Here is a 16,459-nt window from a genome sequence, read left to right on the forward strand (position 1 = left end):
CTTGACCACCAACACCACCATCGGCAGCAGCGGCACGAACGTGTCGCAAACGCTGCTCGATACGATGAACGGCACGAGCAGCGCCTCGAGCTCGACCAGTTCCAGCGGCAGCACGTCGGGCACCTCGGCGACCGATCTGCAGAATACTTTCCTGCAGCTGCTCGTTGCGCAGCTGAAGAATCAGGATCCGACCAATCCGATGGACAGCTCGCAGATGACCTCGCAGCTGGCGCAGATCAATACGGTGTCGGGCATCAGCCAGCTGAACACGACGCTCACCTCGCTCGCCACGCAGATGTCGGCAGGCCAGCAGTCGCAAGCCGCGCTGCTGATCGGCTCGACCGTGCTCGCGCCCGGCAGCTCGGTGTCGGTTGCAAGCGGCAAGGCCGGCGCGTTCGGCGTGCAGCTCGCCAACTCGGTGAGCGACCTGCAGGTGGTCGTGAAGAACTCGGCGGGCACGATCGTCAACACGATCGACCTCGGCAAGCAGTCGGCGGGCACGATTCCGGTGGGCTGGACGCCGACCGATTCGGCCGGCAACACGCTGCCCGACGGCAGCTACACGATCAGCGCGGTCGGCACAATCAACGGTCAGCAGGCAACGGCCACGACGCTCACGGGCGCGACGGTGCAAAGCGTCGTCATGCAGAGCAGCGGTACGCCGGGCCTCGTGCTGTCGAACGGCACGACCGTGGGGCTGACCAGCGTCGCCGCCATCCTCTGATTCAGATTCTGTCAGTTACGACTTTCCAGATACGGAGACCGTTATGGGTTACCAACAAGGTTTGAGTGGTTTGTCCGCATCGTCGAGCGACCTCGACGTGATCGGCAACAACATTGCCAACGCGAACACGGTTGGCTTCAAGAGCGGCGCGGCGCAATTCGCCGACATGTACGCCAATTCGGTGGCGACTGCCGTGGGCAACCAGGTCGGCATCGGCACCAAGCTCTCTGAAGTGCAACAGCAGTTCTCGCAAGGCACGATCACCAGCACGAACCAGGCGCTCGACGTCGCGATCAACGGCAACGGCTTCTTCCAGCTGTCGAACAACGGCTCGCTGGTGTACTCGCGCAACGGCGTGTTCCAGCTCGACAAGAACGGCAACATCACCAACGCGCAAGGCCTGCAACTGATGGGCTACGCCGCGAACAGCGCGGGCGTCATCAACACCGCGCAAACCGTGCCGCTCAGCGTGCCGACCGCGAACATCGCGCCGCAAGCCACCACCAAGATCGTCGCCGGTTTGAACCTGAATGCGCAGGATCCGCTGATGCTCGGCACGCCCGCCGTGACGGCCGGCGGCACCAACGCGGGCACGCTCACGACGACCGGCGCGACCATCACGAACACCGCGTCGGGCACGAACAACGACAACTACACCGTCAACTTCACAAGCCCGACGACCTACACCGTCACCGACAGCACGCTCGGCACCACGACCGCCTCCGCTACGTACACAGCAGGCACCGCGATCCAGCTCGGCAACGGCCAAACCATCACGTTCAGCGGCACGCCGGCGACCGGCGACAGCTACGCGATCGCGCCGACCCCGGTGGCATTCAACCAGAACAGCTCGTCGACGTACAACTACTCGACCAGCACGACGGTCTATGACTCGCTTGGCGGTTCGCAAACGGTCAACATGTATTTCGCCAAGACCTCGGCCGGCACGTGGAACGTGTACGCGGGCACCTCGACCGGCACCGCGAGCCTGGTCGGTCACGCGAACTTCAACTCGTCGGGCACGCTGCTCGGCACGACCAACGCGGCCGGTACGGCCACCACCACCCCGTTCGTCTTCAACTTCAACATTCCGACCACCGACGGTTCGTCGACGCCGCAGAGCCTGACGTTGAACATCGCCGGCACGACGCAATACGGCGGCAAGGACGGCGTGAACTCGCTGCAGCCCGACGGCTTCGCAGCCGGCACGCTGACGAGCTTCACGATCGGCGCCGACGGCACGCTGACCGGCAACTACTCGAACCAGCAAACCGCGGCGCTCGGCCAGGTCGTGCTCGCGAACTTCTCGAACCAGAATGGCCTCGTGAATCTCGGCAACAACGAGTTCCAGCAGACCTCGCAATCGGGTGTCGCGCAGATCTCCACACCGGGCTCGACCAACCACGGCGTGCTGCAGGGCGGCGCGGTGGAAAACTCTAACGTCGATCTGACGAGCGAACTGGTGAACCTGATCACCGCGCAACGCAACTATCAGGCGAACGCGCAGACGATCAAGACTCAGCAGACCGTCGACCAGACCCTGATCAACCTGTAAGCGACCGGGACTAACCCATCATGGATCGGCTGATCTACACCGCGATGTCGGGCAGCACGCAAGCGCTCGAACAGCAGGCTATCGTTGCCAACAACCTGGCGAACGCCTCGACCACCGGCTTTCGCGCGCAGCTTGCGACTTTCCGCGCCGTGCCGATGGGGTTCGGCGACGGCAGTTCGATCAACGACGACACCACGCGTACCTTCGTGCTGTCGTCGACGCCGGGCGCCGACTACACGCCGGGGCCGATCCAGCAGACGGGCAACCCGCTCGACGTGGCGATTCAGGGGCCGGGCTGGCTGGCGGTGCAAACCGCTGACGGCAACGAGGCTTATACGCGCGCCGGCAATCTGCACGTCGACGAGAACGGTCAACTGGTGAACGCCATGAACCAGACGGTGCTCGGCAACGGCGGTCCGGTATCGGTGCCGCCGGGTGCGGAAATCACCATCGGCAAGGACGGTACGGTGTCCGCGCTGACGCCGGGCGATCCGCCGACGGCGGTGGTGACGGTCGATCAGCTGAAGCTGGTGAATCCGGATCCGCAAACCATGACGCGCGGCGACGACGGCCTCTTTCGCACCGCCGACGGCAACGCCGCCGACGCCGATCCGGCTGTCACGCTGGCGCCGGCATCGCTTGAAGGCAGCAACGTGAATCCGGTCAGCGCGATGGTTGCGATGATCACCAACGCCCGCCAGTTTCAGATGCAGACCAAGCTGCTGGAAAACGCGGACAAGAACGATCAGTCCGCCAACCAGCTGCTCAGCTTTAGTTAACGGGATGGGACCGGACTAAGCGCTAAAGCGCTAACCCCGGTCGACCGCTTTGCATGGGACCGGACTAAGCGCTAAAGCGCTAACTCCGGTCGACATAGGAGAAGAATAGTGAATCGCTCGCTCTACATCGCCGCCACCGGCATGAATGCGCAACAGTCGCAGATGGACGTGATTTCGAACAACCTCGCGAACGTCAGCACCAACGGCTTCAAGGGCTCGCGCGCGGTGTTCGAGGATCTGCTGTATCAGACCATCCGCCAGCCGGGTGCGAACTCGACGCAAAACACTGAACTGCCGTCCGGCATCCAGCTCGGCACCGGTGTGCAACAGGTCGCGACCGAACGTCTCTACACGCAGGGCAACCTGCAGCAGACCGGCAACTCGAAAGACGTCGCCATCAACGGTCAGGGCTTTTTCCAGGTGCAGATGCCCGACGGCACGACCGCCTACACGCGTGACGGTTCGTTCCAGACCAATGCGCAAGGCCAGCTCGTCACGTCGAGTGGTTATCAGGTGATTCCGGCGATCACGATTCCGACCAACGCGACCTCGCTGACTATCGGCAGCGACGGCGTGGTGTCGATCACCGTCGCCGGCTCGACCAACAGCCAGCAGCTCGGCTCGATGCAGATCGCCACCTTCATCAACCCGGCCGGTCTGGATGCGAAGGGTGAAAACCTGTTCTCGGAAACGGCTTCGTCGGGTGCGCCGAACGTCGCGCAACCGGGCCTGAACGGCGCCGGCACGCTGAATCAGGGTTACGTGGAAGCATCGAACGTGAATGTGGTGCAGGAACTGGTGAACATGATCCAGACGCAGCGCGCTTACGAAATCAACAGCAAGGCCGTGACGACTTCCGACCAGATGCTGCAGACCCTCAGCCAGATGCAGGTTTAAGGCCAGGGACTGGGAATTAACAGGCGGTAATCAAAGATGTCGCACTTCACTCGTAATCCAGTTCACTCGCGTACCGCTCAGGCGCTCGTGCAGCTCACGCTGCTCACGGCACTGGGTGGCTGCGGCCTCGTGCCGAAGCAGCCGATCACCCAGCAGCCGATGACGGCCGTTCCGCCGATGCCGCCGCAAGCACAGTCGCCGGGCTCGATCTTCAATCCGGGTTACGCGGGCCGGCCGCTGTTCGAAGATCAGCGGCCGCGCAATGTGGGCGACATCCTGACGATCGTGATTCAGGAAAACGTCAACGCGACGAAGTCGTCGGGCGCCAACGCGAATCGCTCGGGCAACACCAACTTCAACGTGCCGACCGCGGGCTTCCTCGGCGGCCTGTTCGGCAAGACCAACCTGAGCGCAACCGGCGGCAACGCGTTCCAGGGCACTGGCGGCGCGAACGCGTCGAACACTTTCAACGGCACGATCACCGTGACGGTGACCGGCGTGCTGCCGAACGGCAACCTGATGGTGAGCGGCGAAAAGCAGATGCTGATCAACCAGGGCGATGAATTCGTGCGCTTCTCCGGCGTGGTGAATCCGAACACGATCTCCAACCTGAACGCCGTCTACTCGACCCAGGTGGCCGACGCAAAGATCGAATACTCCGCGAAGGGCTATCTCAACGAAGCCGAGAACATGGGCTGGTTGCAGCGGTTCTTCCTCAACGTGTCGCCGTGGTGATCATGCGTACCGTCTTCTTCCGCTCCGGGCACCTCAGCCGCTTCACACGACTCGTTCAGCTCGGCCGTGCTGTGGCGTTCTTCGCGCTCGCCTGCGCGGCCTTGCCGGTGGCGACGCCCGTGCATGCCGAACGCCTGAAGGACCTCGTGCAGATCCAGGGCGTGCGCGACAACCCGCTGATCGGCTACGGCCTTGTCGTCGGTCTCGACGGCACGGGCGACCAGACCACGCAGACGCCGTTCACCACGCAGACGCTCGCCAACATGCTGGCGAACCTCGGCATCTCGATCAACAACCAGGCGGCGGGCTCGACCAACCAGCAGTCGTCGCTATCGAACATCCAGTTGAAGAACGTCGCCGCGGTGATGGTGACGGCGGTGCTGCCGCCGTTCGCGCGTCCCGGCGAAGCGATCGACGTGACGGTCTCCTCGCTCGGCAACGCCAAGAGCCTGCGCGGCGGCACGCTGCTGCTCACGCCGCTCAAGGGTGCCGACGGCCAGGTGTATGCGCTCGGCCAGGGCAACCTGGCGGTGGGCGGCGCCGGCGCGAGCGCGAACGGCAGCAAGGTGCAGGTGAATACGCTGGCCGCGGGCCGCATTGCCGGCGGCGCGATCGTCGAACGCGCGGTGCCGACCTCGGTATCGCAAGCGGGCACGATGCAGCTCGACCTGAACGACATGGACTACGACACCACGCAGCGCGTCGTGGCCGCGGTGAACAACGCGTTCGGCAGCGGCACCGCCATGGCGCTCGACGGCCGCACGATCCAACTGCGCGCGCCGTCCGATCCGGAGCAGCAGGTCGCCTTCATGGCGCAATTGCAGAACCTCGACGTCAAGCCGGCGCAGGCCGCCGCGAAGGTGATTCTGAACGCGCGCACCGGCTCGATCGTAATGAACCAGATGGTCACGCTGCAAACCTGCGCGGTGGCGCACGGCAATCTCTCGGTGGTGATCAATACGCAGCCGGTGGTGAGTCAGCCAGGTGCATTCTCGAACGGCCAGACGGTGGTGGCCAAGCAGTCGCAGATTCAGATGAAGCAGGACAACGGCGCACTGAAGATGGTGACCGCCGGCGCCAATCTCGCCGATGTGGTGAAGGCGCTCAACGCACTGGGTGCGACGCCCGCGGATCTGATGTCGATCCTGCAGGCCATGAAAGCGGCGGGCTCTTTGCGCGCCGACCTGGAAATCATCTAAGGAAGACAACAGATGAATTCGGATACGACCAACTCCGCCAATGCGGCGAACGACCTGACCCAGCGCTTCGCGCTCGACGTGCAGGGCTTCGGCAAGCTGAGCGCACAGGCCAAGGCTTCGCCGCAAGCCGGCATGAAGATGGCCGCGCAGCAGTTCGACGCGGTGTTCACCCAGATGATGCTGAAGAGCATGCGCGATGCGACGCCACAGGATGGCCCGTTCGATTCGCATGACAGCGCCACCTTCACATCGATGATGGATCAGCAGTTGTCGCAACAGCTGTCGCAGAAGGGCATTGGTGTCGCCGACGCGATGCTCAAGCAGATGATGCGCAATCAGGGCATGCAGGTGGGCGGCGCGAGCGGCGCAGGCGGCGGACTCACCGGCATGGCCAATGCGCTTGGTGGCGGCAGCGGCGGCGACGAAGGCCAGACCGCGGCGTTGAACGCGCTCGCGAAGGCTTACGGCAACGCGCAAGCCAACGGCCAACTGGCGATGGGCAAGGGCTACTCGGCCAACAGCGCGCTGACTCCGCCGATCAGAGGCGACGGCAGTTCGCCGAAGGTCGATGCCTTCGTCGACAAGCTTGCCGAGTCGGCGCAAGCGGCCAGCGCGGCAACCGGCATTCCGGCGCGCTTCATCATCGGCCAGGCCGCGCTCGAATCGGGCTGGGGCAAGAGTGAGATCAGGAAGTCGGACGGCACGACCAGCCACAACGTGTTCGGCATCAAGGCGACCAAGGACTGGACCGGCAAGACCGTCTCGACAGTCACGACTGAGTATGTGCACGGCAAGCCGCAGCGCACCGTCGAAAAATTCCGTGCGTACGATTCGTATCAGGAAGCGATGACCGACTACGCGAGCATGCTCAAGGGCAACCCGCGTTATGCGCAGGTGATCAATTCCGCGCATGACGTGAATGGTTTTGCCAACGGCATGCAACGCGCGGGTTACGCGACCGATCCGCATTACGCGAAAAAGCTGATGTCCATCATGCAGAAAATGGGCTGACCTGCCGTTAATGCAGGTGCGCAATCGCACTCGGCTGCGCAGCCGGTGAGTTTAAGCAGTTTGATTTTCTTGAATAAAGTATGCACGCGACGGGGCCAGGTGCATAACAAGACGGAGGAGGCCGGCCGCCTACGGGCGGCCGGTCCACCCGCATAACCGGCGTGATGGCTGCCGGTATTCAATGGACACGGATTCCACTGCCGGAATATCGGCGTTTAACGTTTGCGGCAAATATTTCATTACACGGCCCTAAATTTTGGCTGAATGCTGCCGCTAATCAGTTAGACCCGATACCGGAAAGCATTTAATGTCCGGTTGAACGCGCGTGCTGCGGCTTCGATGAAGACCGCGCGAAAGCCCCGGCAGGAGCCCTGGCACGCGCCCGCAAGAACATGCATACCGGCAAGCCCATGGATACTACCCAGTCGCACGCCCAGACCGACGCACACGGCCAGTCGCACGCCACGCTCGATGAAAGCGCGCCCGATTTCGGCCGCCGCAATCCGCTGGAGATTGGCGTTCAGTTACGCAACCTCGTCAATCGAGGCGATTTCCTCACCGTCGAATATGTGGGCGGTCAGCTCGTGACGCGCCTGCTCGATGTCGACGTGCGCGCACGCACCTTCACTTTCGATTGGGGCGCGCTCTCCGAACAGAACAGAGGCTTGTTGGGCGCGCCGCGCTGCCAGTTCCACGCTTCGCCTGACGGCGTGCGCGTCGAGTTCGCCACCGGCACCCCGCGCGAAACCCGCTATGAAGGACTGCCCGCATTCGAGTCCGACTTCCCCGAAGTGCTGTTCTACGTGCAGCGCCGCGAGTATTTCCGCGTCGATGCGCCGATTCTCGATCCGTATATGTGCTCCGGCCGTTTGCCCGAAGGCGATACGTTCCGCTTCGAAGTGCACGATCTGTCGCTCGGCGGCGTCGGCATGCGCACCGCGGACGAACGCGTGGCCGAATTGCCGATGGGCACGCGGCTGCAGGATTGCGAACTGTTTCTCGGCTCGCTCGGCCGCCTTTCGCTCGATCTGCAACTGGTGTCGCACCGTTCCACCGCGTTGCCGAACGGCACGCAGCGCTATCAACTCGGCTTCCGTTTTCTGACGCTGCCGGGCAGCGCCGAAAACACGCTGCAACGACTGATTACGCAACTCGAAATGAAGCGCCGCTCACTGGTGCGCTGAACGGCGCAAGAACCTTGCTGCACGCGCCTCGCAAACGTTGAAACAAGCATCGGAATGGCCCTCAATTTTTCTTCGCGGGGGCCGTTAAACAGGATGTTCAAGTAACGCGGCGGCAAGTGGTCGGTGTCGCCCTTCAGGATGACGCATGTCGAGCAATCTCATCAATCTCGGACTCAGTGGACTGAACGCAGCCCAGTGGGGACTTACGACGACCGGCCAGAACATCAGCAACGCGTCGACGCCGGGCTACACGATCGAAACGCCGGTCTATGCGGAAGCTGGTGGCCAATACACGGGTTCCGGCTTTTTGCCGCAGGGCGTCTCGACCGTCACCGTGACGCGCCAGTACAGCCAGTATCTGACCACTGAGCTGAACAATGCGCAGAGCTCGGGCAGCTCGCTGTCCGCGTACAACACGATGATCTCGCAGCTCAACAATCTGATCGGCAGCCCGACCGCCGGCATTGCGAGCGCGATCACCAGCTATTTCACCGGTCTGCAGAACGTCTCGAACAACGCCTCCAGTCTGGCCACTCGCCAGACAGCGATGAGCGGCGCGCAGACGCTCGCGAACCAGATCAATGCCGCGGGTCAGCAATACGACTCGCTGCGCCAGAGCGTCAACACGCAGCTCAGCAACACCGTTTCGCAGATCAACAGCTACACGCAGCAGATCGCCCAGCTGAACGGGCAGATCGCCGCGGCCAGCTCGCAAGGTCAACCGCCGAACCAGCTGATGGATCAACGCGATCAGGCTGTGTCGAACCTGTCGCAACTGATCGGCGTGAACGTCGTGAACAGCAACGGCAGCTATAGCGTGTTCATGGGCAACGGCCAGCCGCTCGTGTCGTCCACCAACAGCTACAACCTGGGCACCGCGCCTTCGACTGGCGACACCAGCGAACTGTCGGTGCAGTATCTCGGCCTCGCCGGTGCGAACCCGGCCGCCGCGCCGCAAGATCTGCCTGACAGCAAAGTCACGGGCGGCACACTCGGTGGCCTGCTCGCATTCCGCAGCCAGACGCTCGATCCGGCCGAAGCGCAGCTCGGCGCGATTGCGGTGAGCTTCGCTTCGCAGGTCAACGCGCAGAACAGCCTCGGCATTACGCTTGCCGGCGCCCAGGGCGGCGCGCTGTTCTCGGTAGGCAGTCCGACCGTCTACGCGAATACGCAGAACACCGGCAACGCGTCGCTGAGCGTCTCGTTCGCGAATTCCGCGCAGCCGACCACCGGCGATTACACGCTGGCCTATAACGGCACCACCTACACGCTGACCGACAATTCGAGCGGCGCGGTGGTGGGCTCGGCGACCAATCTGAGCCAGCCGATCAACGGCCTGAATTTCTCGACCACCGGCACGATGAACCCCGGCGATTCGTTCACGGTCGAACCGACCCGTGGGGCGCTGAACAGCTTCAACACCGCGACCACGGATCCTTCGGCGATCGCCGCTGCCGCACCGGTACTCGGTACCGCAACGGCGAGCAATACCGGCACGGGCACGATCACGCAAGGCACGGTGACGGCCGGCTACACGATGCCGAATGCGACCACTACGCTGTCGTACAACGGTACGGGCCTGACCGGCTTCCCGGCGAACTCGACGGTAACGGTGACGGCCGGCACGCCGCCGACCACCACCACCTACAACACCGCCACGACGCCCGTCATTCCGTATTCGGCGACCACCGGCGCGACGCTCACGATCAACAACGCGACAGCCGGCAGCATGAACGGCGTGACGGTGACGATCAGCGGCGCACCGGCTAACGGCGACACCTTCACTATCGGCCCGAACACCGGCGCGAACAACGACGGCCGCAATGCGCTGGCGCTGTCGAACCTGTCCTCGGCGAAGGCTTTGGCGGGCGGCACGGTCACGCTGACGGGCGCGTATGCGAACTACGTCAACCAGGTCGGCAACCAGACCAACCAGATTCAGACCTCGAGTACGGCGCAGACCTCGCTGGTGACGCAGATCACCACCGCGCAGCAGTCGGTCTCGGGCGTGAACATCAACGAAGAAGCAGCCAACCTGCTTCAGTATCAGCAGCTCTATCAGGCGAACAGCAAGGTCATCCAGACTGCGCAGACCCTGTTCCAGACGATACTTGGCATCTTCCAGTGAGGCGTTGAACATGCGCATCTCCAGTACGCAGTACTTCAATATGAACGTGGCGACGATGAGCGATCAGCAAGCTCAGTTGTCGCAGTTGTATCAAGAGATCTCGAGCGGCGTGAGCCTCTCCACGCCGTCGGACAATCCGCTTGGCGCGGCGCAGGCAGTGCTGTTGAGCTCGACGGCGACGAGCTTGTCGCAGTACACGACCAACCAGAGCACGGCGCTCGCGTCGCTGCAGCAGGAAGATTCGACGCTCGGCAGCGTCAACACCGTGTTGCAGAGCATTCACACACTGGTGCTGCGTGCGGGCGACGGTTCGCTGAACGACGGCGACCGTGGCTCGATCGCGACGCAATTGCAGAGCTTGCGCAGCCAGTTGATGACGCTCGCCAATGCGACCGACCCGCAGGGCAACGCCCTGTTCGGCGGATATCAAAGCACCGCGCAGCCGTACACTACCAACTCGGCCGGCGTCGTGGCCTATTCGGGCGATACCGGCACGCCGAGCATGCAGATCACGTCCTCGCACACCATTCAGACGGGTGACAACGGGATTGCGATCTTCGGCAGCGTGGCGGCGATCGGCACCAGCTCCGTGCCGGCGGCGACGACCGGCAATACGGGCACCGGCGTGATCAGCACGGTGAGCCTGACGAACCCGACCAATCCGGCCAATGCGGATACGTACAAGATCAACTTCTCGTCGGCGACTACCTACACGGTGACCCAGACCACGCCGACCGGTACGGTGACCACGGGCACGCCGCAAGCGTTCACGGCCGGCTCGGCGATTACGCTCGGCGGCCAGACGGTGAACATCACCGGCGCGCCGAACGCGGGCGACAGCTTCACGGTGACGCCGGCCACGCAAGGCAGCACGGATGTGTTCGCCAACCTGAGCCAGTTGATCACTACATTGCAAACGCCGGTGTCGGGCGGCGCTTCGACGGCGAGCTACCAGAGCGCGCTGACCACCAGCATGACCCAGCTCGAAAACACGATGAACAACGTCGTGACCGCGCAGGCGGCAGTGGGTGGCCGCGAGCAGGAAGTGCAGGCATTGCAGACGGTCACGCAAACCAACACATTGCAGACGTCGAGCAACCTCGCGGATCTGACGCAGACCGACATGGCCAAGACGATCGGCCAGTACACGATGACGCAGAACGCGTTGCAAGCGGCGCAGCAGGCGTTTGTGAAGATTCAGAGCGTCTCGCTGTTCCAGTACCTGAATTAAGCGAGCAGTCTGAAACGAAGAAGGGCGGAAGCCGGCGTGAGCCGGTTCCGCCCTTCTTCGTTTTGGGTAGGCTGCGCTACTTCAACCCCGCCGCCACGCGCCCCATCTGATCGAGGCCGACGTCGAACAGGCGCATGAAGAACGGAATCATGTTCGGGATCATCAGTTGCAGGAGCAGCATGCCGATCAGCATCGTCAGCGGAAAGCCGATCTGGAATACGCCGATTTGCGGTGCGGCGCGGTTCAGGATGCCGAGCGAGATATTAGTGATCAGGAGCGCGACGACCACCGGCAGGGACAACAGCAGGCCCGCCGAAAACACCGTGCTGCCGAAATTCGCCAGCGTGCGCCAGCCGGGCGCGCCCAGAATGTTCGCCGACACCGGCACGGACTGGAACGTGGTCAGGAGCGCGCTGATCATTTGCAGATGGCCGTCGATCACCAGAAATACCAGCATTGCGATGGTGTTCATGTAGCTCGACAGCACCTGGCTCGAACTGCTGGCCTGCGCATCGAAGAATGTCGCGAAGCCGAGACCCATGCCGAGGCCGACGAAATCGCCGGTGGCGCTGATTGCCATGAACACGATCTGCATCGTCATGCCGAGCGCGATGCCGATCAGGAACTGGTTGACGATGATCCACACGCCTTCGGCGGAAAACACGGTGACCTGCGGTAGCGCGCCGAGCGTGGGCGCGACGATGATCGTGATGAAGGCCGCGAGGCCGATCTTCACGCGCGTGGGCAGCGAGCGGTTGCCGAGCACCGGTGCGGTCGCCACCAGCGCGAGAATCCGCACGAACGGCCACAGGAACGCCGTGAGCCAGACGTTCAGTTGGGCGTAGGTGACGGAAAACATGGCAGTGGGGAAGGGGGCAGGCGCCGAGCTGAGGCCGGGGCCGCGCTCAGTTGACGAGCGACGGGATGTTGGTGAGCGTCTGGCGCAGATAGTCGAGCATGGTCGTCAACATCCACGGACCGGCGATCACCATCGTGACGGCGATCGCGAGCAGCTTCGGAATGAACGACAGCGTGGTTTCGTTGATCTGCGTGGCGGCCTGGAACAGGCTCACCACCAGACCGACCACCAGCGCGACCAGCAGCAACGGCGCGGCAAGCAACAGGCCGACATACATGGCCTGGTGCGCGAGCGTCATGACGGATTCCTGATTCATGGCGTAGTACCGGAAGCGTGAAGAATTGAGTGAGCCCGTTAAACAAAGCTCTGCGCGAGCGAGCCGAGCAGCAGTTGCCAACCGTCGACCAGCACGAACAGCATCAGCTTGAACGGTAGCGAGATGGTGGCGGGCGACACCATCATCATCCCCATCGACATCAGCACGCTCGCCACCACCATGTCGATGATGAGGAACGGGATGAAAATCGTGAAGCCGATCTGAAAGCCCGTTTTCAGTTCGCTCGTGACGAACGACGGCACCAGCAGCGACAGCGGCACGTCTTCCGGGCCTTGCATGGGCGCTGCATGCGAGATGCGGGCGAACAGGGCAAGATCGCTTTCGCGGGTCTGGCGCAGCATGAAGGTCTTGAACGGCGCCAAGCCGCGGTTGACTGCGGTCTCCATCGGCATCGAGCCTTCGGAGAAAGGTTTGTAGCCGTCGTTATAGGCCTTGTCGAGTACCGGCGACATCACGAACAGCGTGAGGAACAGCGCGAGACCGACCAGCACCTGGTTAGGCGGCGTGGTGGTGGTGCCGAGCGCCTGACGCAGCAGCGACAACACGATGATGATGCGCGTGAAGCTCGTCATCATCAGCACCATCGCCGGCAGGAACGACAGCATCGTGAGCAGCAGCATCGTCTGCACGCTCAGCGAATACGTCGTACCGCCATTCGGACCCGGGCTCGTATTGAAGGCCGGCAAGCCGGCGGTTTGCGCGAACGACAGCGTCGGCAGCGCGAGCATCAGCGCCGGCAACACGACTGGCGCGACGCGGCGCAGGACGGGAATGACTTTCGAGGCGGCGCGGGACATGCGAGTGGCGTGCGTTTGATGTGCTGATTGCACGGGGTGCGCTGATAGAAGACTGAACTGCATTACCGATCCCCGTTGCCTTGCCCGTTGAAACGTTTGCCCACTTCGCCTTTTAAAGCATCGCGAAAGCGTTGGCCGAAGGTGCCGGGCAGTGCTGAGCCTTTACTCGATGCATCCGATGCGCCGGGTTGCGTGCCTGCGACCGGATCGAGCGCGGCCGAACCGGCGGGCATGGTGTGCAGCAGACGCACATTGCCGGGGGCCGTGCCGAGCACGAGCCACGTATCGCCGATCTCCACCACCGCGACCCGCTCCTTGCCGCCGAGCGAGGCGCCGCCGATCGTTTTCACGAGGCCGCCGCGATTGGCCGGCTGCAAGCCGAAGCGGCGCGCGAGCCATGCACAGGCGAACACCAGGCCGATCACGACCAGCAGGCCGACGATGGTTTGCAGCACCGCGCCGACGCCGAGCGCCGGAACGGCTGTACCAGCTCCCACACCCGAGGCGATTTTCGCGGCGTTGTTGACCGCGTTCATGTCGGCCGCGTGCGCGGCTGAAGGGGCGAGTGTCGCCACCGAGGTCACTGCGAACATCAGCGCCGGGGTGGCCGCTGCCGTCGTTGCCAGTGCTGCGAGCACAGCGCGATTGAGAACATTGCGCGACGCATGCAGCATGGCGCGACCGGCAACGCGTTTCATCGATTCAGCTTCCGGATACGTTCGGACGGCGTGATGATGTCGGTCAGACGGATGCCGAACTTGTCGTTCACGACCACCACTTCGCCCTGGGCGATCAGGCAGCCGTTGACCAGCACGTCCATCGGTTCACCTGCCATGCCGTCCAGTTCCACGACTGAGCCCTGCGCGAGTTGCAGCAGGTTGCGGATCGCGATCTTGGTGCGGCCGAGTTCGACGGTCATCTGGACGGGGATGTCCAGGATCATGTCGATGTCGTTGCGCGTCGAGGTCGGTTCGACCTTCGAGAGCGGCTGGAACACGCCGGCCGTGGTCGCGCTGACTTCCGTGTTGTCGTTCTGCTCGGCCAGCGCGCTGGCCCAGTCGGCCATCGCCGCTTCGTCTTCGGCGCTGGTTGCGTCGGCGGCCAGTTGCGGCTCGCCAGCGGCCAGTTCGGCCTCAGTCTTTGCGTTCAGGTCACTCATATCCACCATCCTTCATCGTGTCGGCTGCGCTGATCATTTTCTGGACCCGCAACGCGTACTGACCATTGAAAATTCCGTAGCCGCACTCCATCACCGGCACACCGTCGACTTTCGCCGTGATGTGTTCGGGGATGTTGATCGGCAGAACATCGCCCTTGCGCATGTTCAGGATCTGTTCGAACGTGACCGGTACCTGGGCCAGGTCGGCGGTCAGTTCCACTTCTGCTGCCTGCACCTGTTGCGACAGCACGCGAACCCAGCGGCGGTCGACTTCGAGCGCCTCGCCCTGGATCGGCGACGAGAGAATGTCGCGGATCGGCTCGATCATCGAATACGGCATGCAGATGTGCAGCGTGCCGCCCGTCGTGCCGAACTCGATCGAGAACTGCGTGACGATGACGATTTCGTTCGGCGTCGCCACGTTGGCGAACTGCGTATGCATTTCCGAGCGCACGAATTCGAACTGCAGCGGACGCACGCTTTTCCACGACGCCGCGTAGTGCTCGAACGTGAGGTTGAGCAGCTTCATGATGATGCGCTGCTCGGTTGCCGTGAAATCGCGGCCTTCGACGCGGGTATGGAAACGCCCGTCGCCGCCGAACAGGTTGTCGACCACGAAGAACACCAGGTTCGGGTCGAACACGAACAGCGACGTGCCGCGCAACGGCTTCACATGGACCAGGTTCAGGTTGGTCGGGATCGGCAGGTTGCGGGTGAACTCGCTGTACTTCTGCACCTTTACCGGACCGACGGAAATTTCCGCCGAGCGCCGCATGAAGTTGAAGATGCCGACGCGCAACAGACGCGCGAAGCGGTCGTTGATGATTTCGAGGCCGGGCATCCGGCCGCGGACGATGCGTTCCTGCGTCGCGATGTTGTACGGGCGTACACCCGCACGGTCGGTCTGCTCGGTTTCCGAGTCGGACTCGCCTGTGACGCCCTTGAGGAGGGCATCGACCTCCTCCTGGGACATGAACTCTTCGTGGCCCATTCCTTATTCCTCGTGCGTCCCGAAGCGGTTAATGATGGCGGCGCTTGATAACGCCACTGAGAACGTCACGGAGAACGTCACTGCACGACGAATTCGGTGAACAGCACGTCCTGGACGTGGACCGGCGCGGCGCCCTTATCGGTCGGCTGTTCGATCAGCGTCTGGAGTTCGGTGGCGAGTGCGCGTTTGCCTTCGAGCGGTGCGAGTTCTTCCGGATGTTTGTTCGACAGTGCGAGGAGGATGCGGCTGCGCACTTCCGGCATATGGTCGGAGAGTTCCTGCTGGGTTTTCGGGTCGTTGAGCTTGAGCGTCAGGCCGATCCGCAGGAAGTGTTGCTGGCCGTCGTCCGATTGCAGGTTGACTGTCATCGATTCGAGCGGGAAGAAGAGCGGCACGGGGAGCGGCGCCGGTGCGGCGGCGGTTGTCGCTGATGCCGGCGCCGGGTTGCGTTTGGACATGAAGAACCACACACCCGCGCCGGCAGCGCCTGCGGCGATGATCGCGATGAGGACGATCAGGATGATGCGCTTCAAGGGGCCCGGGGAAGCGGGCGCGGCTTGCTGGTTTGCGGTCGTGGTTGCCATGAGGTTTGCTTTGCTTGCCTTTAGTGCTGGTGATGGTGATTGTTGTTGATTTGCCTGCGGCGCGATGGGTCGAAAAGAAGGGTTATTGAGGGCTATCTCTGGTTTTTGCCTTTCAGGCGGGGGATTGCCTGACGGCGCGGGATTTAGGTTTTTTGCCCTTTCAGGCGGAGGATTGGCTGCGCGGCGCTTTTGTCAGTGCTCGTAGGGCGTTGGCCTTTCCCTGATCTGGCTTTGGTGCCTTTCCTTGTTTTGTTAGTGGTCTATTAGCGTTGCCCCTGTGCGGGGCGGC

Annotated in this window: 17 protein-coding genes; 10 read left to right on the forward strand and 7 right to left on the reverse strand. The window is 63.0% G+C overall.

The annotated features are described in order from the left end of the window. Position 1: 1 nt before the first annotated feature. The 10 genes from flgD to flgL all read left to right on the forward strand — a co-directional run bounded on the left by flgD (position 2) and on the right by flgL (position 11,443). Positions 2-724 carry a flagellar hook assembly protein FlgD gene (gene flgD / locus M0D66_RS28885; protein WP_093640847.1) on the forward strand — a complete coding sequence of 241 codons (723 nt, stop codon included), beginning with the start codon at positions 2-4 and terminating at the stop codon, positions 722-724. A gap of 43 nt (positions 725-767) precedes the next feature. After that, positions 768-2,279 (forward strand): flagellar hook protein FlgE, encoded by a 1,512-nt coding sequence (locus tag M0D66_RS28890; protein WP_093640850.1) that lies wholly within the window; start codon positions 768-770, stop codon positions 2,277-2,279. A gap of 20 nt (positions 2,280-2,299) precedes the next feature. Beyond that, a complete protein-coding gene (gene flgF, locus M0D66_RS28895; protein ID WP_093640854.1) occupies positions 2,300-3,058 on the forward strand; it encodes a flagellar basal-body rod protein FlgF in 759 nt (252 codons plus the stop codon). A 108-nt stretch (positions 3,059-3,166) separates the two neighbouring features. Beyond that, the gene (gene flgG / locus M0D66_RS28900; protein WP_054038459.1) at positions 3,167-3,955 is read left to right on the forward strand and encodes a flagellar basal-body rod protein FlgG; all 789 of its coding nucleotides are present in this window, start codon (positions 3,167-3,169) and stop codon (positions 3,953-3,955) included. A gap of 36 nt (positions 3,956-3,991) precedes the next feature. Next, a complete protein-coding gene (flgH, locus tag M0D66_RS28905) occupies positions 3,992-4,690 on the forward strand; it encodes a flagellar basal body L-ring protein FlgH (protein WP_093640857.1) in 699 nt (232 codons plus the stop codon). Between the two features lie 2 nt (positions 4,691-4,692). Beyond that, positions 4,693-5,889, forward strand: coding sequence for a flagellar basal body P-ring protein FlgI (locus tag M0D66_RS28910; RefSeq protein WP_093641146.1), 1,197 nt, complete (start codon positions 4,693-4,695; stop codon positions 5,887-5,889). 12 nt (positions 5,890-5,901) lie between these two features. After that, positions 5,902-6,900 (forward strand): flagellar assembly peptidoglycan hydrolase FlgJ, encoded by a 999-nt coding sequence (gene flgJ, locus M0D66_RS28915; protein ID WP_093640860.1) that lies wholly within the window; start codon positions 5,902-5,904, stop codon positions 6,898-6,900. A 410-nt stretch (positions 6,901-7,310) separates the two neighbouring features. Continuing rightward, positions 7,311-8,084, forward strand: a complete 774-nt coding sequence (locus tag M0D66_RS28920; protein WP_200653296.1) for a flagellar brake protein — start codon at positions 7,311-7,313, stop codon at positions 8,082-8,084. A 145-nt stretch (positions 8,085-8,229) separates the two neighbouring features. After that, the gene (gene flgK, locus M0D66_RS28925) at positions 8,230-10,212 is read left to right on the forward strand and encodes a flagellar hook-associated protein FlgK (RefSeq protein ID WP_266212325.1); all 1,983 of its coding nucleotides are present in this window, start codon (positions 8,230-8,232) and stop codon (positions 10,210-10,212) included. 10 nt (positions 10,213-10,222) lie between these two features. Next, positions 10,223-11,443, forward strand: coding sequence for a flagellar hook-associated protein FlgL (gene flgL, locus M0D66_RS28930; protein ID WP_093640868.1), 1,221 nt, complete (start codon positions 10,223-10,225; stop codon positions 11,441-11,443). 76 nt (positions 11,444-11,519) lie between these two features. Here flgL and fliR read toward each other — a convergent pair whose 3' ends face one another. The 7 genes from fliR to fliL all read right to left on the reverse strand — a co-directional run bounded on the left by fliR (position 11,520) and on the right by fliL (position 16,170). After that, positions 11,520-12,302, reverse strand: coding sequence for a flagellar biosynthetic protein FliR (gene fliR, locus M0D66_RS28935; protein WP_200621685.1), 783 nt, complete (start codon positions 12,300-12,302; stop codon positions 11,520-11,522). A gap of 46 nt (positions 12,303-12,348) precedes the next feature. Next, positions 12,349-12,618, reverse strand: coding sequence for a flagellar biosynthesis protein FliQ (gene fliQ / locus M0D66_RS28940; RefSeq protein WP_093640874.1), 270 nt, complete (start codon positions 12,616-12,618; stop codon positions 12,349-12,351). Positions 12,619-12,656: 38 nt separating this feature from the next. After that, positions 12,657-13,499: a flagellar type III secretion system pore protein FliP gene (gene fliP / locus M0D66_RS28945; protein WP_266212326.1), complete on the reverse strand. Its 843-nt coding sequence runs from the start codon at positions 13,497-13,499 to the stop codon at positions 12,657-12,659. Beyond that, positions 13,499-14,134 carry a flagellar biosynthetic protein FliO gene (fliO, locus tag M0D66_RS28950; protein WP_093640879.1) on the reverse strand — a complete coding sequence of 212 codons (636 nt, stop codon included), beginning with the start codon at positions 14,132-14,134 and terminating at the stop codon, positions 13,499-13,501. Before fliO ends, fliP begins: the two co-directional genes overlap by 1 nt. Further along, the gene (gene fliN, locus M0D66_RS28955) at positions 14,131-14,595 is read right to left on the reverse strand and encodes a flagellar motor switch protein FliN (RefSeq protein ID WP_093640882.1); all 465 of its coding nucleotides are present in this window, start codon (positions 14,593-14,595) and stop codon (positions 14,131-14,133) included. Before fliN ends, fliO begins: the two co-directional genes overlap by 4 nt. Beyond that, positions 14,588-15,586, reverse strand: a complete 999-nt coding sequence (fliM, locus tag M0D66_RS28960; RefSeq protein WP_093640885.1) for a flagellar motor switch protein FliM — start codon at positions 15,584-15,586, stop codon at positions 14,588-14,590. Before fliM ends, fliN begins: the two co-directional genes overlap by 8 nt. A 77-nt stretch (positions 15,587-15,663) precedes the next feature. Continuing rightward, positions 15,664-16,170 carry a flagellar basal body-associated protein FliL gene (gene fliL / locus M0D66_RS28965; RefSeq protein WP_266212327.1) on the reverse strand — a complete coding sequence of 169 codons (507 nt, stop codon included), beginning with the start codon at positions 16,168-16,170 and terminating at the stop codon, positions 15,664-15,666. Positions 16,171-16,459: the final 289 nt, after the last annotated feature.

It is taken from the genome of Paraburkholderia sp. SECH2, assembly GCF_030464795.1.
Taxonomy (GTDB): Bacteria; Pseudomonadota; Gammaproteobacteria; order Burkholderiales; family Burkholderiaceae; genus Paraburkholderia; species Paraburkholderia aspalathi.

What these genes read in the sequence shown, in the direction of transcription:
- M0D66_RS28920 (WP_200653296.1), top strand. Translation starts at nt 7,311, where the DNA reads ATGGATACTACCCAGTCGCACGCCCAGACCGACGCACACGGCCAGTCG.
- M0D66_RS28890 (WP_093640850.1), top strand. Translation starts at nt 768, where the DNA reads ATGGGTTACCAACAAGGTTTGAGTGGTTTGTCCGCATCGTCGAGCGAC.
- fliP (WP_266212326.1), bottom strand. Translation starts at nt 13,499, where the DNA reads ATGCAGTTCAGTCTTCTATCAGCGCACCCCGTGCAATCAGCACATCAA.
- fliM (WP_093640885.1), bottom strand. Translation starts at nt 15,586, where the DNA reads ATGGGCCACGAAGAGTTCATGTCCCAGGAGGAGGTCGATGCCCTCCTC.
- fliN (WP_093640882.1), bottom strand. Translation starts at nt 14,595, where the DNA reads ATGAGTGACCTGAACGCAAAGACTGAGGCCGAACTGGCCGCTGGCGAG.
- fliQ (WP_093640874.1), bottom strand. Translation starts at nt 12,618, where the DNA reads ATGAATCAGGAATCCGTCATGACGCTCGCGCACCAGGCCATGTATGTC.
- M0D66_RS28910 (WP_093641146.1), top strand. Translation starts at nt 4,693, where the DNA reads ATGCGTACCGTCTTCTTCCGCTCCGGGCACCTCAGCCGCTTCACACGA.
- flgK (WP_266212325.1), top strand. Translation starts at nt 8,230, where the DNA reads ATGTCGAGCAATCTCATCAATCTCGGACTCAGTGGACTGAACGCAGCC.
- fliR (WP_200621685.1), bottom strand. Translation starts at nt 12,302, where the DNA reads ATGTTTTCCGTCACCTACGCCCAACTGAACGTCTGGCTCACGGCGTTC.
- flgL (WP_093640868.1), top strand. Translation starts at nt 10,223, where the DNA reads ATGCGCATCTCCAGTACGCAGTACTTCAATATGAACGTGGCGACGATG.
- flgF (WP_093640854.1), top strand. Translation starts at nt 2,300, where the DNA reads ATGGATCGGCTGATCTACACCGCGATGTCGGGCAGCACGCAAGCGCTC.
- fliL (WP_266212327.1), bottom strand. Translation starts at nt 16,170, where the DNA reads ATGGCAACCACGACCGCAAACCAGCAAGCCGCGCCCGCTTCCCCGGGC.
- flgH (WP_093640857.1), top strand. Translation starts at nt 3,992, where the DNA reads ATGTCGCACTTCACTCGTAATCCAGTTCACTCGCGTACCGCTCAGGCG.
- fliO (WP_093640879.1), bottom strand. Translation starts at nt 14,134, where the DNA reads ATGAAACGCGTTGCCGGTCGCGCCATGCTGCATGCGTCGCGCAATGTT.
- flgJ (WP_093640860.1), top strand. Translation starts at nt 5,902, where the DNA reads ATGAATTCGGATACGACCAACTCCGCCAATGCGGCGAACGACCTGACC.